This window comes from Sporanaerobium hydrogeniformans (assembly GCF_002735925.1).
Classification (GTDB): domain Bacteria; phylum Bacillota; class Clostridia; order Lachnospirales; family Cellulosilyticaceae; genus Sporanaerobium; species Sporanaerobium hydrogeniformans.
This window is the reverse complement of the sequence record NZ_PEDL01000004.1, coordinates 54272-76337: the sequence shown is the minus strand read 5'-3', so window position 1 is coordinate 76337 and position 22066 is coordinate 54272. Positions and strand designations below refer to the sequence as shown.

The following is a 22066-nucleotide window of genomic DNA, read 5'->3' as shown; positions in this document are numbered from 1 at the left end:
AGCTAGCTCAATAATAAGAGTGTGTTTCGTATGAAAGAAGGGGAGAAAGAGAAATGAAAAAGATGAAATGGGTAGTATGGATGCTAGTAGGCATACTTTTGGTAGGCTGCAATAAGAGTGAAGAAGCTAATAGTGGGCAGGTAACAACAGAAAAAATAGAAGCTGAGGTTCAAGAAGGCATTGATGTTTTTGGTGAAATTACAGCTAATCAGACAAAAGAAATATATATTGATTTTCCGGCTACTGTAGAGAAACTGTATGTGAAGGAAGGCGACTGCGTTAAAAAAGGAGATAAATTAGCAACACTTGATATAAAGAGCTATGAAACAAGTATCTTGAAAAAGGAAAAAGAAATGGAGCTTCTTGAGGTACAGTTGGGAGAGTTTGAAAAGAATTTAGATCCTACAAGTGTAGAGGCAAGTAAAATTAAGCAAGAGCTTCTTTTAAAAGAACGTCTTTTACAAGAGGAAACAGATCCTGAATTAAAGATGCAGACAGAGGAAATAGCTGAAGCTGAGAGAGTGCTTGCTAAGGCAAGGAAGGACTATGAGGTATTAGAAACTCTTTATGTAGCAGGAAGTCTAGCGAAGAATGAAGTAGATGAAGCTCAGCTTGGGATTCAGAGTAAAGAAAAGACTTTGAAGGAGGCAGAGGCTAAGCTAGAAAAAGCAAAGACAGAAAAACAGTTAGAACTTGATGCTTTAGCAGCGAGCTTAAAGGTTAAACAAACGCAGGCAAGCAATACCTCCTATTCAAATAAAAGTGAGATAGATGAGCTAATTATTAGGAGGAGTATAGCAGAGGTTGAACTTGAGGAAATGCAAAGTAGATTAAGGAAGAGTTATATAAAAGGTAAAGACATTATAGCAGAAACAGATAGTATTGTAGAAAAGCTAGGCATACAAGAAGGCTGCCTTGTGGGAAGAGATGGTCAAGGTGTCGCCTTAAAATTAGTAGATGAGACCAGTCTTGTGGCAACAGTAGATATACCAGAGAGCTTTATTAAAGATGTGAAATTAGGGAGTCAGGCAGAAGTAAAGTGTTATGCAGACGAAGAACAAGTGATAAAGGGACAAATTAGCCGTATTGCTCATAAAGCCATTGAAGAAAGTGGTGAAACGATTGTGAAGGCAGATGTTACTTTGGCAGGTCATGGTGCTTTTATTAAGCTAGGGTATGGTGTAGATGTAAAAATCTTAAAATAAAGATAGAGGAGTAATACAATGACCATTAAAGGGAGCAATCAAGTAAGAAGCAAGGAAAAACAAGCTCTTCTAGTAAGTGCATGTCTGTTAGGGATTAACTGTAAATACAGTGGAGGCAATAACTTTAAAGAAGAAATTTTAAATTTAAAGGGAAAATATCATCTTATTCCTGTATGCCCAGAGCAGCTTGGTGGTTTAACAACACCGAGAAATCCAGTAGAACTTAGAGGGGAAGAAAGAAGCGCATGGACGAGTTGTGGGGTAGAAGTAACAACGGCTTTTATTAAGGGAGCAGAAGAAACCTTGAAGCTTGCACAGCTATTTGGGTGTAAGGTAGCTCTTTTAAAAGAAAATAGTCCTTCTTGTGGTTTTGGGACAATTTATGATGGGAGCTTTTCAGGGCAAAAAAAAGAAGGAATGGGTATAACTGCAGAACTTTTGCATCAAAATGGCATCTTTATTTTAGGAGAGAATCAGTTAAGCGTTTTAGAGGAACAAATTAATGAATAAATGTTTTGCAGATTGTTTGTTTGCTATTTACAAGCTACTTGACGTATAATAAAAAAAACGAAGTAGGAGATACTGTAGTATATAGGTTGAATAAACTATAACGTGCAAGGAGTAAGCAACATGGATATTGAGAGAGTAAGGGAATTTTTTAAAGATGATAAGTTTGCGACAGGTGTAGGTATAGAAATTGAATGGGCAGAAGAAGGTAAAGCATGCTGTAGTATGCAAATACAAGAAAAACACTATAATGCCGGTGGCTCTGTACAGGGAGGAGCCATTTTTACTCTAGGGGACTTTGCTTTTGCGGTAGCCGCTAATATAGGTGGACAACTCACTGTTTCACTTAATAACAGTATTTCTTTTATTAGTGTGGCCAAGGGTAAAAAACTTATAGCAGAAGCAACAAGACTTTCAGAGAGCAAACGTATTGGTGTCTATGAAGTCATTATTACAGATGAACTTGGCACTAATGTAGCTCATATGGTAGTCAATGGTTATAAGAAAGATGTAACTATCCGTTTATAAAAACATAGGTAAAAAAACTACCCTTTTTGTCTAAAATAAAGACTAGAATTTTAGAAAATCTTGTCACAAAAGAATCAAAACGGAGTATAATAGAGATAAGACATACTCTAAATACCTCATGTGAACAGAGATTTAGGAGGGGCCTATGAAAGTACCAAAGGATGAGTGTAATGTAGTTGGTTTTATCAATCATGAAGTAGCTACCTTGGGAGAGTTTCCTTTTAGTGGAAAAGTGTATATGGCTCCGGGTGTAGTGAAACATGTCATGCGAAAGCATGGTAAGGATCTCGGGAAATACATCATCAGTCATATAGAAGATTATATCGAAGAGATTATCACAAATCCTGAGTATGTAGGTTGTCATCCTAAAAAAGTAGGCACAAGCTTAGAGCTGGTAAAGAAATTGGATAAAAACTTATTAGTAGCTTTAGAAGTAGATTTAGAGGAAGACTATATTTATGTAGCTTCTTTTTATCCCATTACACCAAGTAAGCTAGAAAACCGTATTTTTAGTGGTCGATTTAAAGAAAATTGCATTGACTGTGATAAAAAAGTGCAGTATAATTAGTGTATAAAATAGTATTAAAAAGTAATAATTTGAGGTGGGAAAGGGCTCCCCACGCGCTGCTTTTTGGTAGTAATCAGAGATGCAAGGTACGCCGGCTTGCCAAATTATTATTTTTGGATAGCACACCCAAGTGATTGGGTGTTTTTTACTATCAAAGTAAACAAATACATAGGTCTATGATGAAAGAAGGAGAAATAAAGATGATTACAAAAGAAATGGGAATTATAGAAGTCGTAGAAAAATATCCAGCAGCAGCAGGCGTATTTGCAGCTTTTGGTATGGGTTGCCTTGGTTGTGCAGCAGCACACTTTGAAACAATCGAACAAGGTGCAAATGCACATGGTATGGATATTCCATCTCTTATAGAAGCATTAAATAAAGTAGTAGTACAAGCTTAATAAAGAGTATAATAGTAAATAGTAAATAAGCTGTCCCAAAATAGTTTGGGCAGCTTATTTTTATGTGCTCTTTTATCAGCCGTTTACAATTTCACCGCCATTGATGTGGATAGTTTGACCAGTTATATAGGAAGCTGCTTCAGAGGCTAAGAAAACATAAGCACCGGCACATTCTACTGGTTGTCCAGCGCGACCAAGAGGTGTATTTTTCCCGAATTGTGAAACTCCTTTTGCATCCAGTGAGGAGGGGATAAAAGGTGTCCAAATAGGTCCTGGAGCTACTGCATTAACACGAATTCCTGAACCATTTTTAGCAAGGCAGATAGAAAGAGAACGTGTCATAGCCATAAGTGCACCTTTAGTCATAGAATAATCAATTAAGGTTTCATTTCCATGAAAAGCTACCACAGAAGAAGTCATGATGATACTACTGCCTGCTTTCATCACTTTAAGAGCTGCTTGCGTGAGGTAAAAAACCCCATATACATTCGTTTTAAAGGTTTTATCAAATTGTTCATCAGAAATGGCATCTAAAGTAGCTGCTTCGTATTGCACAGCTGCATTATTAATAAGGATATCTATTTTTTCAAAATGCTTAAGTGTAGTATCAACAATGGCAAGGCAGTCTTTTTTTTGTGTTAAATCGCAAGGGAAGAGGAGACATTTCCTACCTAGTGTTTCGATTTGTTGTTTAACGAGATTGGCATCGGCTGTTTCATTTAAAAAAGGGATAACGATATGAGCACCTTGTTTAGCATAAGCAATAGCAACTGCACGTCCAATCCCACTATCTCCTCCTGTAATGATAGCTACCTTGTCTTGAAGTAGTGTACCTGTTTGAAGATAGTGAGGGTCATCGTAGATTGGTAAAGGAGACATAAGTGATTCAATACCTGGATGTTGCTCTTGATGTTGCGGTGGAAAAGATGTTGGAAAGTTCATAGTAGTCCTCCTAGTTAAAATAGAGTCGTATGTAGTTAGTATGTGAATAAAAGTATATTTTATAACGTAAAGGGATATTTAACAAAATTTTTACAGAAGAATACAAAGTAAAAACGAAATAATTTATTAAAATCAAATAATATTACAAACATGAATGACCTAAAAAATTGTAGTATAAGTTTATAGTATATAGGAGTAAGTCTAATAATAAAGGAAGGTGCGATATGACAGATTTAGAAATAATTGCATATGCCGAGGCACAGGCAGAAACGGGAAAACTCTTACCGAGAGACTCTATTATTCAATTGCTTGCCATTGAAACAGGAAGCGAGACATGGAAGGAATTGGGAGCTGCAGCACGCCGTGTCACAAGCCGCTTAACACATGACCGTGCCTATCTTTGGGGAGCAATCGGTGTTGATTTTGCCCCATGCTCCATGAATTGTGATTTTTGTTCCTTAGGAGAGGCGTGGGGGATTGTTACCACTGAGAGGAAATATGACGAAGAGGAGACTGTAAAGCAAGTACGCGAGTATGTACAGCAAGGTGTACGTTGGATTGTTTTGCGTACTACGGAGTTTTATTCAAAAGAAGCACTGATGGATATGATTCGAGCTATCCGAACACGCGTCGTGGGCACATATGAACTAGGTCTTAATATTGGAGAATTTGATTTAGAGACAGCAAACTGGCTTCATACCTGTGGTGTAGATTTTATTTATCATTCTTTGCGACTAGGTGAAGGAAAAGACACTCACTTTGACCCTAAGGTGCGTATTGCAACTTTAGAGGCAGTAAAAGCATCACCACTGAAATTGGTATTTTTAGTAGAGCCTGTTGGGATAGAACATAGCAATGAGGAAATAGCAGATATTTGCTTACTTGCAGCTAATTGCAATGCCATTGTAACAGGTGCCATGGCTCGTATTCCTGTGCCAGGAACACCACTAGGAGTATATCCACAGATTGAAGAAGAGCGCCTTGCACAAATTATAGCTGTGACACGACTAGCTTGTGGCTCTCATGTACCAGATATTTGCGTGCACCCAGGCTCACAGCTACAGATGGAGTTTGGAGCCAATGTGACTGTTATTGAAACGGGTTCAGTACCACGGGATTCAAGCTGCTGCTGTGGTGGTAAGTGGAATCAGTTTGATGCAACAAAGGCTAAGGAATTGTTTCAAAAAGCGGGTTATACAGTTTATGCAACTGCTGAAGGAGAATAGAGAAAGGAATGTAGAGACAATGAAAAAGAAAGTTATTAGTTTATTAATAACTACTGTGACTTTAGTAGGGGTACTTGCTGGTTGTGAAAATAAGGTGAGTAACAATAGAGCTACTGAAAAAGTGCAGGCAACTGTAGGAACATGGAAAACAGCTCAAACACTTACACCCTTTTTCTATGAGGATTTTTTAACAAAAGGAGACCAAGTAGAAATTTTACCTTTTACAAATCCAGGTGATCAAAAGGTAGCATTACTTGCAGGAAGCTTAGATATGACAGGTACAACTCTTCCAACAGCTATTGCAGCTAGAGCAAGTGGTGAACCAATTAAAATTGTGGCAAGCTTATGTAATAAATGTTCAGCATTAGTGGTAAAAGAAGATTCAGCTATTAAAAAAGAGGCAGATCTTAAAGGCAAAACCATTGGGTATGTACCAGGAACCATGCATCATGTTTTGTTACTTGATGTACTTCAACGTGCAGGACTTAATGCCGATACGGATGTTACCTTAGTACGTATTGACTTCTTTGATATGGGACAGGCCTTGGCAAGTGGAGAAATTGATGCCTTTTTAAGTGGAGAACCTTATCCTTCTCAAGCAGTAAAAGAGGGATTTGGACGTATTTTAAGTTACCCTTATTTTGATGATAGTATTGGAACGATTAATGCAGCTATGATTGTGACAGAGGATATGATTAAAGAGAACCCTGGAAAGGTACAAAAGTTAGTGAATGCACATATTGCTGCAACAGAGTATGAAAATAAGAATCGTGATGCATGGTTAGAGAAAGCTGCCTCCTTTGGAACAGACAAGGCATTACTAGAGGTTTCAGCTGATAATATAGAGTTAGGCTGGGAGATTGATGAGATGTATATTCAAAATGCAAAAAATTTAGCAGAGCAAATGTTACAGTTAGGGATGATTGATAACATTCCAGATATTGATGCTATGTTTGACTTATCCTTTATTCAGCAAGCAAAGAAGAAATAGGTATGAGAAGATATAAGTTAGATGCTATGGGTGTAGTGTTACCAACGGTACTCGTATGTATATGGTTTATTGCAAGTGCCTCTGGTGCACTACCAGCCTATAAGCTGCCATCACCCCAGCGGCTCATAATGGTTCTTATAGATTTTGCAACAGGAACGTTAAACATAACACCCTACAGTGGAACCTTACTTTCCCATCTATTGTGTAGCTTAAGACGTGTACTTAGTGGCTTTACACTGGCTACGTTAATGGGCATATCCCTTGGATTTTTAACAGGGAGGGTATCTCTTTTTCAAAGGTTAGTAGATCCATTTTTAAATATGCTTCGCGCTATACCAGGCATTGGTTGGTTACCAGTTGCCATTGTTTGGTTTGGTGTAGGAGAAGGAAATACATTATTTCTTATTTCTCTAGCAGCATTTTTCCCTATTTATATGAATACAGCACATGGAGCAAAAGAAGTACCTGTTCTTATCTTGCGTGCAGGACGTATGATGGGGGCTAGGGGGCTTAACTTATTTGCTACTGTTATTTTCCCAGCAGCTTTTCCCCAAGTAGCGGTTGGACTAAGATTAGGGCTTGGCGTGAGTTGGGCCTATTTGGTTTTAGGTGAAGTTACAGGCGTATCTATGGGCTTAGGTGCAGTGATGTCAGATGGACGTATGCTAGGCCATGTAGATATTGTACTTGCTACTATGCTAGTAATTGCTATAATGAGTAAAGCAACAGATAGACTACTACTTTATTTGTGTAAGAAAATTTCTCCACAGTTACGTAAACGGAGGGAAGAAAGATGAAAAAAGGAATTTCTATTCATGAAGTAACCAAAAGCTTTTTAGGAACTAATGGCGATAAGGTGTATGCACTTGATAAGTTAACTTTTGAGCCACCACATGGAAAAATTACAGCTTTGATTGGTCCAAGTGGATGTGGAAAAAGTACACTTCTCAATATTATTGGAGGTTTTGAAACAGCAGATACAGGTGAGGTATGTCTACAAGCAATGAACGGGCAGAAACCGTGTATGGTTTTTCAGTCACCCGCATTGTTTGATTGGCTAACGGTTTCACAAAATGTGGAGTTTGGTCTTAAAAGGCAACACGTACCTATTAAGGAAAGGAAAAGAGCCGTAAGACAGATGCTTACTTGGGTAGGACTAGAGGCATTTAAAGATGCTTATCCTAATGAGCTTTCAGGTGGAATGAAGCAGAGGGTAGCACTCGCACGCGTTCTTGTCTTAAGACCTCCAATGTTACTTATGGATGAGCCTTTTGCAGCGCTTGATGCCCGGTTAAGAGAGAAAATGCAAGATTTACTTCTAACTGTATGGGAAAAGCTTCAATTAACAGTTCTTTTTGTGACACATGATGTGGAGGAGGCACTACGTATTTCAGAACAGGTTGTTGTATTTACTGAAAGACCAGGGCGCATACGTGCAAGTATAGAAGTAAAGAAAGATAAACTTTCAGAATGTAGAAGTGCTATTTATAAGGCTTTATTATAATCAGTTTTGTTATTTTAATAAAAGGAGAGAGAGTATGAAAGAGATAGATAGCAAATGTGCTTGCAAAGGAAGTACATTAGTGCGATTTATACAACCCATTATTCTTGCAAGCTTATGTGAAGGTCCCAATCATGGGTATAATTTGATAGAAAAAATTAGTCAAACAACTATATGGCAAGGAAATTCACCGGATGCAACAGGCATTTATCGTATACTACGTGATATGGAAAAGCGAGGCTTGGTGAAATCTTATGTAGAGGCAGAAACGAGAGCAGCTATAGGAAAACGAGTTTTTTCTATTACAGAGGAAGGGCGCCAATGTATAGGTAACTGGATACATACACTTCGTCAATACAATGAAGGGATTAAAGATATTATTACACGACTTGAACCATTCACTCCAGAGATAGAAAAAAATAAGAAATAAATATTTGACTTAGGGTGAAAAAGGTGATATAATCTATAGATATATACAGTAAACATTTATAGATTTCACATGTAATTAGAGATTATATAGACGCGTATATAATTTGTAATTGCATGTGAATTTTTTTGTTTAATGATGTATACAAAAAATTCATAATAGGAGGTACCTATAAATGACAGGTACAGTTAAATGGTTTAACGCAGAAAAAGGTTTTGGTTTTATTCAAAGAGAAAGTGGAAATGATGTATTCGTACACTTTTCAGCTATTCAAGGTGATGGTTTTAAATCACTTGAAGAAGGTCAAAGAGTTAACTTTGATATTACAAAAGGTGCTCGTGGTGAACAAGCAGAAAATGTTGTAAGAGCATAAACTTGTGAGTAAGCAGGTAGGACAGTAGTTCTACCTGCTTTTTTATAAAATAAAACGAATGGAGGTAGAATAATGTTTAAAGTTGGTGAAGTTGTTTTTTGTCCTATGAGAGGGAGTGGAGTGGTTGAAGCCATAGAGGTAAGAACCATGCTTGGTGAGTCAAGAGAATATGTGATTATACAAATGAAAGACCAAAATGTACTCATGATGGTGCCTACAGAAAAAATTCATAAATCTGGTTTTAGAAGGATGAATACCCTAGAAGAAGCAGATAAGGTAGAGAATATTTTGTTTAAAAAAGAAGTAGATATCGATTATTCAATAGATATCAAGAAAAGAATCAAGCAAAATCAAGAAAAGCTTCTTTCAGGTTCTTTTATGAGCTGCAGTGAAGTGGTTAGAGATTTAAGTTGTATGGAAACGATAAAAACACTTAACAATATGGAGAGGAACATTTTATCACAAGCTAAAAGACTTTTATTAGATGAATTTTCTAATATTAAAGCTATTTCTACCGAAAAAGCAGAAAAAATTATTAATAAGCTATTAGAAAAAAACATATAAAATGAACCCTATGGACTAGACACTCTTTTAGAAATGTCTTACTCATAGGGTTCATTTTAACTAGGAATAATTTTTTAAGGACTTTTTTATTCAACGTGTGTATGGTTTTTAAGATGCTCCATACAGTATTCATAGTTACCATTACATTTAGAGCAGTAGCGAAAATCCATGTCGGGATGAGTAAGCTCTGTTTTGCCACATATATGACATTTATGGAAAGCTACTTGGATGGGTTCACTTGAACTTGATTTATAGTGTCTCTGAGTGCTGCTTTGAGCACGTTTTGTTTTATTAAATTGTTTTTGTGTAGCTGTTTGACGCCCTCTTGTTAAGGTGCTTCCAAAGAAAAGGATATAGTTAAATAAGGAAATAATAATAAGTGCTTTACCTGCAAGTCCCTGCTGGATAAATTCAAATAATAAAAGAGCTACATCTAAATAAGCAAGATATTTTACTTTAACAGGAATAAGACCATAAAGTAAAAATTGAACATTAGGAAATAAAGTAGCATAGGCTAAAAATAAAGAAAGATTAATATAGTAAGTCGTACCAAAACCACCCAGTACGCCAGATGCAATCATGGTAAGTAGAGCACCTGTAAAGTAATAAACATTAAATTTAAAGGTTCCCCAAGCATGTTCAAGGGCACTACCAATAGAATAGTATAAAAAGGCCATAAAGATAAACCAGATAATACTGTAGCTATTAGGGATGAAAATAAAGGTAATAAGTCGCCAGACTTGTCCATGTAAAACAGCTTGCCAATTAAAAGCAAGTAAAAATTCAATTTGTGGTCCCATTAGATGATAGAGTAAGAAAACAATCCCATTTCCTAGTAGAATATAAAGCATCAGATTAGGAATGGCAAATCGTCCCCATTTACGTTCCATTTTGTCTAAAAAATTCATAGTTCCTCCTGCAATATTCATAAAAATAATATATTTTTACTGCATTATTATTTATAATAGGTTAAAATGTTGATATCAGTATAACACACTCTTTTCATTAGTCAAAGGGGAATAAAGTAAGCAGGGAGAAGAAAAGATGGAAAAGTATGGTAAGGACTTTAAGGAACTAAGTAGAAATGAAAAAATTTGGTATTTATGGGAATACTATAGAAGACCAGCCCTTGCTATAGTGATAGCAGTTATTTTAGTAGGGGGACTTTTGGTTAATATGTTAAAGCCACGTGAAGTAAATGAGGTAGATATTACTATTGCGGGAGGACTTATCACGAATGATGATTTAGATAATGAGATGACACGTTATAAGGAAGAGTTTAATACAGGACTTTTTGTAACGGCTATCGATTGGAATATGATGAGTGAACTAGTTATGGTTATGCAACAAAAAATCATGGTAATGATGCAATCCAAGGAGCTAGATATTTTGGTACTTCCTACAGATACCTTTAAGCAGAATTTGGCCAATAGTGCAGGGAGTATGTTTATCCCTTTAGATGAAATTCCAGAGTTAGCAGAGATAATAAAATCCCATGAAGTCATTCGTACTGGAGATGTGACGGCTGTGGATAGGAATGGTGAAGAACGGGAGATGGAAGAACATATTTGGGGAATTAAGGTTCCCAAATTAGCTCATTTAGCAGGTATTGATGAGCATGAAGAAATGGTAATTGGTATTACAGCTACAGCTAAGGATGTTACAAAGGCTGCCAATATGGTAGATTATTTAGTAGACTAGGAAGTGTTATAAAGAAAGTGAGAAGAGAAGAAATATGGAAAAAACAATAAATAAAATAGGTATAGTAGGCGGCGGTATGGGAGCTTTACTGTTTATGGCAGAAGCTGCCAAAAAAGGGATGGCTACGACTTTATTAGATCCTCGCATTAACTGCTTAGGAGCTACTTATGCAAATGAACATATGATTGCTGCTTTTACAAGTGAAAATATTAAAAAATTAAGCCTAAGAGTGGATGCAGTTGTTTTTAACACACTGACAGACTGTACGCTTAAGTTAGAAGCAGCTAGTTATCCTCAAAAGGACTCTATGGGTATACTTAGTAGTCCAAAGAAAATACTAGAGCTAGTAACTGAGCTAGAGGTTCCTTATAGAGATACCTATTACCAAGATAATAAAGGGGATACCTTTAATCGTATCGATGAAATCAATTTACCCTTTAAACTAGTTAAAGAGTATGAAGATCGCATTGAAACAGTAGAATTATTTAATCAATCAGAGCTAGCAGAAGAGATTCTTGAAATGAATGAAAAAATCAATAGTTTTATTCTTCAACCTATTCGTCAGTATAGTACTAAAATTATTTGTGTGGGGCTAGTAGATAATAAAAACAATGTGGTTTTTTATAATCCAGTAGAAGAATGCTACGATGAAGAAGGACATTTAATGAGCCTTACAACAACTACAAGTCTTTCTAAAACGATGCTTCAAAAGATTAATCGTTATAATAAAAAGCTTGTAAAAGAACTAAATAGCGTTGGCTTATATACTATTTGCTATGGTGTAAAAGCCAATAAGGGTGTAGAAATCTTAGAGATTACACCAGAGCTCCCTCTTGCAGCAAATCTTTTAGAAAAGGCTTATGATTTATCACCTTATGAGCAATATATAGGAGTTCTAATGGGAATGAATTGTATAGAACCCACTTTGCTACGTCCGATGCAGGGACATCTTTTAAAGGGTGCAAGGGTAAAAAGTTCTAAGGTAGCTTACCATGTTTATCAGTTAGAAAATGAACAGCTCTATATAGTACCTTTAAAACAGGCATTAGAACAGCCTACTCAAGGTAGTATTGAGCAAAAAAGAGACAAGACAAAAAAAACAACAAAAGAAATGTAAACAAAAAATGAGGAGATTGCTTCCAAAGCTTAGTATAAGCTGGAAAAGCAATCTCCTTTTATACTTTATTTTTAAGATCATATTTCTTAAGATAGGAGGCAATTTTTTGTGTATCGGCCTCATAAATAGTAGGAACAGTGGGGTTAACATGCCCATTATGCCCATACAGATAAAAAGAAGCAAAGTTATAAGCTTGAGCTGCTCTTTTTTCAGTAGGATAAATACCTAAATAAAACTGTTTTGATTTATAACCAATACTTGCCCTAAAACCACTTTTATCTTTAGAAATGCCACGGTATTTTTTGAAAGAAGTAACTCGTTTTCTTTGATTGCCTGTAAGCAAGACAGGAGAGATAGAAAGTCGGTCATAGATTTCTTTGTATTCGGGTAAAGTAAGATAGGCAATTTCATTTTTAATGTAATCCCGTGTGAACCCTTTACTCTTTAATAGGTCTATGGCTTTGTTATAAGCAATAGCAGCTTCTAACTCTGTTTGATAATGACCGATAATCAGATTATGCTTCACAAAAATGCGGGCACTATAAAAAATTTGACCATGGGCTTCTTCCTTACTAACACCTTTATAGCTATTAAAGATTTCGAGATTTTCAGCACGAAAATCATAACAGTCTTCATTTTTAAAGCGATAATCAACACCCATAACAGAGTGGGGAGGGATGCCAAAGCGAGAAAGGATGCTCTGCTGAGTAATAGCATCCTGCGTATAAATATAATTTCCACGCTTAAAAATTTTATAAGAAGAAAAATACATGAGTTCCTTCATATCAAAAGTTAATTTTAAAGAAGGAGATAAGAAGTAGCAAAAGTAGCGAGGATAAATATAAATAGGATTTTTTATATAAACTTTGTTATCTCTAAAATTACAAAGGGATATGTATTTCTTAAAAGGAATATAATAAGGAGTATAATCTAGGAGTGAAAAGTTACCTTGCATAATGGTCTGGGCTTCTTTTAAGGCAGCTTGTGCATCAGACTCTGTCTTGTAGTAGCCTAAATAAAGCTTTTTAGCATGGTGGACAAAGTAAAGTCTATAAACAGTTTGTCCATTTTGCAAGATAGGATAAATGTAAGGCATAAAATCACCCTCCTTATTGAATAGGAATAAATAGAAAACATAAGAATTTCTAATTTTAATAGTATCATAAATTGTCATATACATGAAGAAAAAAAAGAGGTATAATGTAAAAGTATGATTTTTTTGTACCTAATACCCTAAGGAGGAAAAAGATATAATGAGCAAGATTAAAGAGCAGTCGATTAATACCATTCGCGTTTTGGCAGCAGAAACTGTACAAAAGGCTAACTCAGGTCACCCTGGTTTACCATTAGGTTCAGCACCAATGGCATACACTCTATGGGCAGAACACCTTAAACACAATCCTAAATCACCTAAATGGGAAAATAGAGACCGTTTTATTCTTTCAGCAGGACATGGTTCAGCGCTACTTTATTCATTACTTCATTTATTCGGCTATGGGATTACAATAGAAGATTTAAAGAATTTCCGTCAAGAAGGAAGTCTAACACCTGGTCACCCAGAGTATGGGCATACTGTAGGGATAGAAACTACAACAGGTCCACTTGGACAAGGGATAGCAACAGGTGTAGGTATGGCAATGGCAGAAAAATACTTAGCCACTCATTTTAATAAGGAAGGCTATGATATTGTAGACCACTATACCTATGCTTTAGTAGGTGATGGTTGTCTCATGGAAGGTATTTCTTATGAAGCAGCTGCACTTGCAGGTACATTAGAGCTTGGTAAATTTATTGTGCTTTATGATTCCAATAATATTACTATTGAAGGAAATACAGATATTGCTTTTAGAGAAAATGTAAGAGCACGTTTTGAAGCACAAGGCTTTGAGACTTTCCTTGTAGAAGATGGTAATGATATAGAAGCTATAGGAGCAGCCTTAAAAGCAGCTAAAGCCAACCAAACTAAGCCAAGCCTTATTGAAATTAGAACACAAATTGGCTACGGTTGTCCTGCTAAACAAGGTAAAGCAGCCGCTCATGGTGAACCACTAGGTATAGACAATATTAAAGAAATGAGAACCTTCCTTGGGCATCATGAAGAGGAATTCTTTGTAGATGAAGAAGTAAAAACACATATGGAAAGTATTATTCAAAAAGGTGTGGCTGAAGAAGCTAAGTGGAATGCCTTATTTGAAAACTATGCAAAGGCTTATCCAGAGCTTGCAAGCGAATGGAAGAGCTGGCATGCAGATGAAGAAGTTTCTTTAGAAGAGCTTTATGCGAAATATGCAGATCCAGCAGGGAAAAAAGCAACTCGCGTCGCTTCTTTTGAAGTCATTAATGAAATGGTAAAAGCTGTACCTAATGTATTAGGTGGTTCAGCTGACCTTGCACCTTCTACAAAAACCTATATGAATGGTAAAGGAGATTTTAGTGCGGAAGATTATACAGGACAAAATCTACACTTTGGTATTCGTGAGCATGCAATGGGAGCTATTGCAAATGGTATCAGAGTACATGGGGGACTTAAAACCTTCTGCTCAACCTTCTTTGTATTTAGCGATTATATGAAAAATCCTATGCGTCTTGCAGCACTTATGAAGCTTCCTGTTATTTATGTACTCACACATGATAGCATTGGGGTAGGAGAAGATGGACCAACTCATCAGCCTATTGAACAACTTGCTATGCTTCGTAGTACACCTAACATGGTAACTTTTAGGCCGGCTGATGCAAAAGAAACAGTAGCAGCTTGGGAATATGCCTTAAACAGCAAAACAGAACCAGTAGCTATCGTTCTTTCAAGACAAGACCTACCTTACCTTGAAAAAACAGGAGCAGAAGCTAAAAAAGGTGCTTACGCTGTAGCAGGTTGTGAGCCAAAGGATGCAGATATTATTCTGATTGGAACAGGCTCAGAAGTACAGCTTGCAGTAGAAGCTGTAAAAGAACTTGAAAAAGAAGGCGTAAAAGCAGCAGCAATTAGTATGGCGTCAATGGATGTATTCGAGGAACAATCTCAAACCTATAAAGAGTCTATTCTTCCTCCTCACAAAACAAAAAGAGTGGCTATTGAAGCAGCAGCTTCTTTTGGTTGGCATAAATATACAGGCTTTGAAGGCCGTGTCATTGCCCTTGATACCTTTGGTGAATCCGCACCAGCAGGTGTGATTTTTGAGAAAAAAGGTTTTACAGTAGCCAATGTTGTAAAAGTAGCTAAAGAAGTTCTAGCATAATATTCAAAAAGAGTTGTCCTAAAAGGAGGGACAACTCTTTTTTTGAGAAATAAAGTAGACTTTTTTGAAGTTATTTATATTTTGCAAAAAAATCTACTAAATAGGCTTACAATTTTTGGTTTATATGATAAAATTAGTGTGAGTTTATAAAAGAAACGCTATCTTTCAAAATAAAATATAAAATAAAGTGAGGTAGGATATATGGCAGTTTTAGTAACAGGAGGAGCAGGTTTTACAGGCTCACATGTATGTATTGAATTATTAAAAAGAGGATATGAAGTGATTATAGTAGATAATTTTTTAACTTCTACAGCTCAAACTTTAACTCATATTCGTGAACAAAGTGGACATGACTTTAAACTTTATGCAATGGATTTAGAGCATGAAGATATGGTAGCACGTATTTTTAAAGAAAATGAAATAGAAGGTGTCATTCACTTTGCTGGAATTAAATCAACAGGTGATTATAAACGCAAACCTATTACATATTATCATACCAACCTTACAAGTACACTTATGCTTTGCAAGGTGATGAGTAAATACAATACTAAAAAAATGGTATTTAGTTCATCAGAAGGTTTTTATGGGGATAATGGTGCAGGAACTACACTTTATGGAACCGCAAAGACTATGATTGAAAGAATCTTAAAAGAAGTTTATCTTGAGGATCCTGAATGGGGGATTAAGATTATGCGTTATTTAAATAACGAAGAGAATATTTATACCAAGCAAGATATTAAAGTAGAAGAAATGTGTAGTATGTATATCAAGGCCTTTGAAGAAATTGAAGCAGGTTCTTTTGATACCTATGAGATTTCTCTAGCTAATAAACAAATTTCTACTACCAAAATAGTAGATTATGCAGGCTATGGTGTAGAGAATATCTAATGAGGAGAAGAGATAATGGTTAAACATATTGTCATGTGGAAGGTCAAGGAGCATGAAGTCCATGGTACAAAACAAGAGGTTATGATAAAAATGAAAAATGCTCTAGAAGGTTTAAAAGGGCAGATCAAAGGCTTGCAAGAGATAGAAGTAGGTATAAACTTTAATACAGGTGATGCAGCTTATGATGTCGTACTTTATAGTGTGTTTGATAATAAAGAAGCATTAGAGTATTACCAAGCGCATCCAAAACATCTAGAAGTAGCAAATGAATTAGTGAGGCAAGTGACAATTAGCCGTGTTGTAACAGATTATTGTGTAGAATAATCTCAATAAATCCCCTCTATGGAGATAAAAATCCTAAAAGAGTGGGATTTATTTTATGCACTTTATAAAAAATACAATTTTTTACTAAAAATATATAATTCTGAAATATAAAGGAGAATTTTCTTCACCTTTTTACATAAAATTTTAACGTAATTCCTATAACAAACATGATATCCACAGGTGGGGGTAAAAAATTTAACGTGTTTTCAAGTTATGCACAAAGTTATACACATTATCCACAGGTTCAAAAATAATTATAGGAAGATTATGTTAACACTATGGTGATAAAAATGGGGATAAAAAGGATAAAAAACTCATAATTTATGAGTCTCTAGGGCTTGATAGAATAAGGCCTCTTACCAAAGCATGAAAAAGAATCAAAAATAAGTATTGACTAATTATTCATCAATATGTATAATGATGCATATAGATGGTTTATGTATTAAAAATGAAGTGAAATAGGAATAGATAAAAAATAGGGAGGTTTTAAGATGAAGGCAAATAAATTAATAAAAGTTATAGCATTAGTAGGAATAGGTGTTTTAAGTATAGGTTTAATGGCAGGTTGTGGTGCAAAGAAAAATGAGGCTGAACCAGGAGTAGCCAGTGCATCACCATCAGAAGAAAAAAATTATATAGTAATGGGAACGAATGCAGAATTTGAACCTTTTGAGTACCGTGAAGGCTCAGAGGTAGTTGGTTTTGATGTTGAGATTGCTAAAGCTGTTGCAGCTAAAATGGGTAAAGAACTAAAAATTGAGGACATGGAATTTAACTCACTTATTGTAGCACTTAACAATAAACAAATTGACTTTATTGCAGCAGGAATGAGTGTCAATCCTGAACGTGAGGCACAAGTGGATTTTTCAGACAAATATTTCAAGTCTAAGCAAGCTATTATTGTTAAAGCAGATAATAATGAGATTCAAACAGCAGACGATTTAGTGGGTAAAAAAGTGGGAGTACAACTTGGTACAACAGGAGACTTATTTGTAAGTATGACAGAAGGCATCGAAGTGATTTCCTTTGATAAAGGACCTCTTGCAGTAATGGATCTTAAAGCAGGCAAAGTAGATGCAGTTGTTATTGATGCAGAACCAGCCAAAAAGCTTGTAGAAGGACAATCGGATGTTAAAGTTATTGAGGCACCTTTCGTAGAAGAGGAATACGCTATTGCAGTACGTAAAGGTGATACAGAACTTTTAACAGCTATTAATGAGACGATTAAAGAAATGAAAGAAAATGGAGAATATGATAAAGCATTAGCTACTTATTTTACTGAGTAAGAAAGAGATTAGCAAATAAAAGAGGAGATTCTATTAGAATCCCCTCTTTATCTATATAAGCATAAATTCAGAATAAAAAATAAATACACATAGAATAATTATGGGTTATGCTGTATAATAATACTAAAATGACAAAAAATGAGAAAGGGAGAGTTTATGCAAGAAATGTTAGCTGCATTTTTAGGAGAACAAACAGTAGCGTTTTTTAGGGCTTTTATGGAACAAAAATTTTACAATCTCCTTATTCAAGGGATGTTATGGACATTAGGTTTAACAGCCATTGCCACATTAATAGGGATTTTGATTGGTATTGTTGTAGCTATTATTCAAATCTGCCAGTTTCCTAAGCGTCCTGGCGTTTTAGGCTTTATTTTAAAGTGGGTAGAAAAGATTTTAAAATTTATTGCAAAGCTTTACGTAGATGTTATCCGTGGAACACCTGTTGTAGTACAAATTATTTTTATGTGGAGTGTTATGTTTGGACAATCTTCAATTCCTCGTATTGTTGTAGGGGGAATTGCTTTTGGTGTAAATAGTGGGGCCTATATGTCAGAGATTATCCGTGCAGGGATTATGGGCATTGATAAAGGGCAAATGGAAGCTGGTCGCTCTTTAGGACTTAAATATATTGATACAATGCGTTACATCATTATGCCTCAGGCTTTTAGGCAAATGCTTCCAACCATTGTAAGTGAGTTTGTTGTTTTGATAAAAGAAACAGCTATCGTTAGCTTTATTGGTGGATTAGACTTAATGAAAGCAGGTAATATCATTATTAGTCGTACCATGAATGCTTCCTTACCACTTATTATTGTAGCTTTATGTTATCTACTCATGACTGGTATATTTACAAAAATTATGCGTAGCGTTGAAAAAAAGCTAAATAGTTCAAGGTAGAGGAGTGGAGAGAATGATAAAAATAAATAACTTACACAAGAGCTTTGGTAACCTAGAAGTATTAAAAGGCATTACGGATTATGTGAATAAGGGAGAAGTCGTTGTTATTATTGGACCTTCTGGCTCAGGAAAATCCACTTATTTACGCTGTATTAATTATATGGAAGAACCCACTAGTGGGCAGATCCTTGTTGGTGATGTAGATATTACTGACCAAAATATGGACATTAATCTTATTAGAAGAAAGGTAGGGATGGTTTTTCAACACTTTAACTTATTCCCTCATATGACCGTATTAGAAAATATTACTTTGGCACCTATGAAGCTAAAGGGATTGTCTAAGAAAGAAGCAGAGCAAGTGGCATATAACCTTCTAGACAAAGTAGGACTTAGAGAAAAGGCAAATGAGTATCCTAATCGTTTATCAGGTGGACAGAAACAGCGTATTGCTATAGCAAGATCTCTAGCTATGAATCCAGAGGTAATGTTGTTTGATGAGCCAACCTCAGCTTTAGATCCTGAGATGGTAAAAGAAGTATTAGAAGTTATTAAAGAACTTGTTAATGAGGGAATGACGATGATGATCGTTACTCATGAAATGGGATTTGCTAAAGAAGTAGGCACAAGACTGCTTTTTATGGATGAAGGTAAGATTTTAGAGCAAGGTAATCCAAAAGAAGTTTTTGAAAATCCAAAGGAAGAACGTACTAAGCTTTTCCTGAGTAAGGTGCTATAATAGCTATTATTTGAAAAAAGAATAGGTAGTTAAACCTAAAGAAAGCTAGAGAAACAGGGGTTATTCCTGTTTCTCTAGCTTTCTTTTTTTACGTATTTGTTTTTGGGAATAGAGTAGTTTATCAGCTCTTGATAAGAGGCTTTCTAATGTAGCATTTTCATCAGAAGTGAAAGGCAAGGCACCTATGGAGATAGAGAGTTCATAGGGTTTATGGGAAGAATTATTAAAGTTATTACAAAGGTTCTGAATGTGGGCAGAAACACTCTCAATAAAGGAGCTATCTTTATTAATGCAGAAGATAGTAAACTCATCTCCACCCATGCGAGAGATAATGTCTTCTGAACTAAACGTTTCACGTAGAATATTGGCCATGGAGGAAATTGCAAAATCACCTTCATGATGTCCATAGGTGTCATTAATCATTTTAAGACCATCCATGTCCGCAAAGAAGAGGATACCTTTTAAGTGTTGTTTCTTGAAAAGTTTATATTTTTCTTCAGCACTATTAAAAAAACCACGTCTATTTAAAAGCCCTGTGAGTTCATTTGTCTGAGAAAGTGTTTCTAATTTTTTTTCGATACATTTTTGAGAAGCAAAGATAGAAGAGAGTTTAATTGCACAACCAATTTCGATTGTAAGTGTTTCAATTAAATAATAATTTTCAGGAGCAAGCTCTAAGACAATAACACCTAGCTGTTCATTAGAAAAGAAAATAGGATGAACAGAAATGGCATAGGGAGTTTCACGTCCTGCAAAGCCATAGGTTGTAATTTGCATAGGAGAAACTGGTATAGGGTCCAGATTTAAAGTAAGTGGCTCCTTATTAACGTATCCCATATAAAGATAAACAGTAGATGGCATTTGCCATTTGACATTTAGATGATGAGGTATTTCGGTAGGATATAAGTAAACCATGCAGGAATGGATACCACAGCTTATCAAGTCTGGAATTAAGGCTTCTAGTTGTGCTTTTTTATCAAAAATAGTGGAAGTCATACGTAGTAGTATTTGGCGTATAGAAGAAAAATTACTTTGAGAACGGTCCATCTGTTTACCAGCATATTTGAGTCTTGTATTAAAGAAATAATGCAGATTAGTAAGAGCATTAAGCTCCTCTTCAGGCGAATTGATATGTTGTCCACAAGAATCTCTTAGTACAAGCTGGGAAGGAATAAGTTTATTGTTAGCTGGCTGAGTATGAATCAGGTCAAATAGGATGTGAAAGGCTTCTTTAGCAAAGGCTTCATAGGGCTGTTGGATAGAGGTAAGACTAGGTACAGCGTACATGGAGCTACTGATATTATCAAAACCTGTTAAAGAAATTTGCTGAGGAACCTTGATTTGACGACGTTCTAATTCATTAAGAGCAGCTAAAGCCATAGAGTCATTGGCACAAACAATAGCATCAATGTCTAAATGACGTTTATCTAAAAAAACCTCAACAGCATCAATAGCAGATTGAGGGGTAAAATCCCCAATATGTATGAGTTCAGGCTGAAAGTTTAATCCATTTTCAGTGAGGGCATCAATATAACCAGCATAACGATCAAGAGCATCACGATTGCTACTTGGACCAGTGATGAAAGCAATCCGTTTACGGTTATGGCTTTTGATAAGATGAGAGACAATGGTTTTAAAAGCTTCTTTATTATCCGTATAAACACTAGGTAAACTTTTGATATAGGTACCTAAACTTACCATAGGTAGAGGGGAGTACTTGGAGTAGAAATGACTAAATTCTGTAGGGGTTAAAAAGGAAGATAGAACACCTGAAACGAGGATGATACCATCTAGATTTTCTGCATGAGCGTAGTCAAAGGCTACATTGTATTGATATTGGTATTTAGAATGATCAAGAGTAAAATCAGGATTAAGTGAACCACCTAAAAAGCTAATGAGATTAACATTATATTCCACAGCTACCTTCATAACGGTTTGAATGAGCATATGAGAATATTCAAGTTCAACGCCTGTGGTAAAAAAACCAATGTTATAATGTGCTCTACTACCTTTAGACATTTTATTTACCTCCAATCCTTTTTTGAATAAAAAGGATTTTTCTTATTAGAGAAATACATCTTAATTATACAATAATTAATAGTAAAAAAGTAGGGCGGAAAGAGGCACAAGTATTAGAAAAAGAAGAAAATGTTTAGGATTGACATATGAAAAGAAAAAGTGTACTATACTGTATATATATAATATATACAGATAGGTACTTTTGAAGAGGTTAACTGATAATGAATAACTTGTTTGAGAAAAGGCTAGGTGAAGTATGGATATTATTATTATGAGTGATAGTTCAATGCCGCTTTATGAACAAATCACGAACCAAATTAAAAAACTTATTTTAAGTGGCGAACTAAAGCAAGGAGAATTATTACCATCCATTCGGATGATGGCAAAAGAACTTAAAGTTAGCATTATTACTGTTAAAAGGGCGTATGAAGAATTAGAAATAGAAGGTTTTGTAGCAACCGCTCTAGGAAAAGGAACCTATGTATCTATGGTAAATACAGAGCGATTACGTGAAAGTCAAATCAGTCAAATAGAAGACCAGTTGGAAGGGATAGTTTTAGCAGCTAAAGGTATAGGGATGAACTTAGAGGATTTACAGGAACGTTTAAAAATAATTTTTGAGGAGGCGTAGT

Annotated in this window: 25 protein-coding genes; 21 read left to right on the top strand and 4 right to left on the bottom strand. The window is 35.5% G+C overall.

Annotated features, from left to right (window positions below; all coding sequences use genetic code 11):
• Positions 1 to 53 precede the first annotated feature (53 nt).
• The 5 genes from CS063_RS06070 to CS063_RS06050 all read left to right on the top strand — a co-directional run bounded on the left by CS063_RS06070 (position 54) and on the right by CS063_RS06050 (position 3206).
• Positions 54 to 1205 carry an HlyD family secretion protein gene (locus tag CS063_RS06070; protein WP_099448802.1) on the top strand — a complete coding sequence of 384 codons (1152 nt, stop codon included), beginning with the start codon at positions 54 to 56 and terminating at the stop codon, positions 1203 to 1205.
• Positions 1206 to 1223: 18 nt separating this feature from the next.
• Positions 1224 to 1715: a DUF523 domain-containing protein gene (locus tag CS063_RS06065; RefSeq protein ID WP_099448801.1), complete on the top strand. Its 492-nt coding sequence runs from the start codon at positions 1224 to 1226 to the stop codon at positions 1713 to 1715.
• 120 nt (positions 1716 to 1835) lie between these two features.
• Positions 1836 to 2240 (top strand): PaaI family thioesterase, encoded by a 405-nt coding sequence (locus CS063_RS06060; RefSeq protein ID WP_099448800.1) that lies wholly within the window; start codon positions 1836 to 1838, stop codon positions 2238 to 2240.
• Between the two features lie 145 nt (positions 2241 to 2385).
• A complete protein-coding gene (locus tag CS063_RS06055) occupies positions 2386 to 2808 on the top strand; it encodes a PBECR3 domain-containing polyvalent protein (RefSeq protein ID WP_099448799.1) in 423 nt (140 codons plus the stop codon).
• A gap of 200 nt (positions 2809 to 3008) precedes the next feature.
• Positions 3009 to 3206, top strand: coding sequence for a DUF1858 domain-containing protein (locus CS063_RS06050; RefSeq protein WP_308415439.1), 198 nt, complete (start codon positions 3009 to 3011; stop codon positions 3204 to 3206).
• Between the two features lie 75 nt (positions 3207 to 3281).
• On the opposite strand, the gene CS063_RS06045 is transcribed toward CS063_RS06050, so the two are convergent.
• Entirely contained in the window at positions 3282 to 4148 is an 867-nt protein-coding gene (locus CS063_RS06045) for an SDR family oxidoreductase (protein WP_099448798.1), read from the bottom strand.
• A 224-nt stretch (positions 4149 to 4372) separates the two neighbouring features.
• Here CS063_RS06045 and CS063_RS06040 point away from each other — a divergent pair, with 224 nt between their 5' ends.
• The 7 genes from CS063_RS06040 to CS063_RS06010 all read left to right on the top strand — a co-directional run bounded on the left by CS063_RS06040 (position 4373) and on the right by CS063_RS06010 (position 9230).
• On the top strand, positions 4373 to 5374 hold the full coding sequence (locus CS063_RS06040) for a biotin synthase BioB (RefSeq protein WP_099448797.1): 1002 nt from the start codon (positions 4373 to 4375) through the stop codon (positions 5372 to 5374).
• A gap of 19 nt (positions 5375 to 5393) precedes the next feature.
• Positions 5394 to 6365: an ABC transporter substrate-binding protein gene (locus CS063_RS06035; protein ID WP_099448796.1), complete on the top strand. Its 972-nt coding sequence runs from the start codon at positions 5394 to 5396 to the stop codon at positions 6363 to 6365.
• A 2-nt stretch (positions 6366 to 6367) separates the two neighbouring features.
• Positions 6368 to 7162 (top strand): ABC transporter permease, encoded by a 795-nt coding sequence (locus CS063_RS06030; RefSeq protein WP_099448795.1) that lies wholly within the window; start codon positions 6368 to 6370, stop codon positions 7160 to 7162.
• Positions 7159 to 7869 carry an ABC transporter ATP-binding protein gene (locus tag CS063_RS06025; RefSeq protein ID WP_099448794.1) on the top strand — a complete coding sequence of 237 codons (711 nt, stop codon included), beginning with the start codon at positions 7159 to 7161 and terminating at the stop codon, positions 7867 to 7869. The genes CS063_RS06030 and CS063_RS06025 overlap by 4 nt, the downstream gene beginning before the upstream one ends.
• Positions 7870 to 7903: 34 nt before the next feature.
• Entirely contained in the window at positions 7904 to 8296 is a 393-nt protein-coding gene (locus CS063_RS06020; protein ID WP_099448793.1) for a PadR family transcriptional regulator, read from the top strand.
• A gap of 172 nt (positions 8297 to 8468) precedes the next feature.
• Complete coding sequence (locus tag CS063_RS06015) at positions 8469 to 8666, top strand: cold shock domain-containing protein (protein WP_099448792.1); 198 nt, start codon at positions 8469 to 8471, stop codon at positions 8664 to 8666.
• Positions 8667 to 8738: 72 nt separating this feature from the next.
• Positions 8739 to 9230 carry a CarD family transcriptional regulator gene (locus CS063_RS06010; protein ID WP_099448791.1) on the top strand — a complete coding sequence of 164 codons (492 nt, stop codon included), beginning with the start codon at positions 8739 to 8741 and terminating at the stop codon, positions 9228 to 9230.
• Positions 9231 to 9316: 86 nt separating this feature from the next.
• Here CS063_RS06010 and CS063_RS06005 read toward each other — a convergent pair whose 3' ends face one another.
• Positions 9317 to 10138 (bottom strand): rhomboid family intramembrane serine protease, encoded by an 822-nt coding sequence (locus CS063_RS06005; RefSeq protein WP_099448790.1) that lies wholly within the window; start codon positions 10136 to 10138, stop codon positions 9317 to 9319.
• A 136-nt stretch (positions 10139 to 10274) separates the two neighbouring features.
• Between CS063_RS06005 and CS063_RS06000 the strand changes: the two genes are divergently transcribed.
• Positions 10275 to 10931 (top strand): hypothetical protein, encoded by a 657-nt coding sequence (locus tag CS063_RS06000; RefSeq protein ID WP_099448789.1) that lies wholly within the window; start codon positions 10275 to 10277, stop codon positions 10929 to 10931.
• 34 nt (positions 10932 to 10965) lie between these two features.
• On the top strand, positions 10966 to 12048 hold the full coding sequence (locus CS063_RS05995) for a hypothetical protein (protein WP_099448788.1): 1083 nt from the start codon (positions 10966 to 10968) through the stop codon (positions 12046 to 12048).
• A gap of 58 nt (positions 12049 to 12106) precedes the next feature.
• Here the strand turns inward: CS063_RS05995 and CS063_RS05990 are convergent, their stop codons facing one another.
• Entirely contained in the window at positions 12107 to 13144 is a 1038-nt protein-coding gene (locus CS063_RS05990) for an AP2/ERF family transcription factor (RefSeq protein WP_099448787.1), read from the bottom strand.
• A 157-nt stretch (positions 13145 to 13301) separates the two neighbouring features.
• Here CS063_RS05990 and tkt point away from each other — a divergent pair, with 157 nt between their 5' ends.
• The 6 genes from tkt to CS063_RS05960 all read left to right on the top strand — a co-directional run bounded on the left by tkt (position 13302) and on the right by CS063_RS05960 (position 19415).
• A complete protein-coding gene (tkt, locus tag CS063_RS05985; protein ID WP_099448786.1) occupies positions 13302 to 15284 on the top strand; it encodes a transketolase in 1983 nt (660 codons plus the stop codon).
• A 201-nt stretch (positions 15285 to 15485) separates the two neighbouring features.
• Positions 15486 to 16172 (top strand): SDR family NAD(P)-dependent oxidoreductase, encoded by a 687-nt coding sequence (locus CS063_RS05980; RefSeq protein ID WP_099448785.1) that lies wholly within the window; start codon positions 15486 to 15488, stop codon positions 16170 to 16172.
• 15 nt (positions 16173 to 16187) lie between these two features.
• Positions 16188 to 16496 carry a Dabb family protein gene (locus CS063_RS05975; RefSeq protein ID WP_099448784.1) on the top strand — a complete coding sequence of 103 codons (309 nt, stop codon included), beginning with the start codon at positions 16188 to 16190 and terminating at the stop codon, positions 16494 to 16496.
• Between the two features lie 491 nt (positions 16497 to 16987).
• Positions 16988 to 17782 carry a basic amino acid ABC transporter substrate-binding protein gene (locus CS063_RS05970; protein WP_099448783.1) on the top strand — a complete coding sequence of 265 codons (795 nt, stop codon included), beginning with the start codon at positions 16988 to 16990 and terminating at the stop codon, positions 17780 to 17782.
• A 156-nt stretch (positions 17783 to 17938) separates the two neighbouring features.
• A complete protein-coding gene (locus CS063_RS05965; protein ID WP_099448782.1) occupies positions 17939 to 18679 on the top strand; it encodes an amino acid ABC transporter permease in 741 nt (246 codons plus the stop codon).
• Between the two features lie 13 nt (positions 18680 to 18692).
• The gene (locus CS063_RS05960; protein WP_099448781.1) at positions 18693 to 19415 is read left to right on the top strand and encodes an amino acid ABC transporter ATP-binding protein; all 723 of its coding nucleotides are present in this window, start codon (positions 18693 to 18695) and stop codon (positions 19413 to 19415) included.
• Between the two features lie 60 nt (positions 19416 to 19475).
• On the opposite strand, the gene CS063_RS05955 is transcribed toward CS063_RS05960, so the two are convergent.
• Positions 19476 to 21434, bottom strand: a complete 1959-nt coding sequence (locus tag CS063_RS05955; protein ID WP_099448780.1) for a diguanylate cyclase domain-containing protein — start codon at positions 21432 to 21434, stop codon at positions 19476 to 19478.
• A 271-nt stretch (positions 21435 to 21705) separates the two neighbouring features.
• On the opposite strand from CS063_RS05955, the gene CS063_RS05950 reads away from it, so the two are divergent.
• Complete coding sequence (locus CS063_RS05950; protein ID WP_330400984.1) at positions 21706 to 22065, top strand: GntR family transcriptional regulator; 360 nt, start codon at positions 21706 to 21708, stop codon at positions 22063 to 22065.
• Position 22066 lies beyond the last annotated feature (1 nt).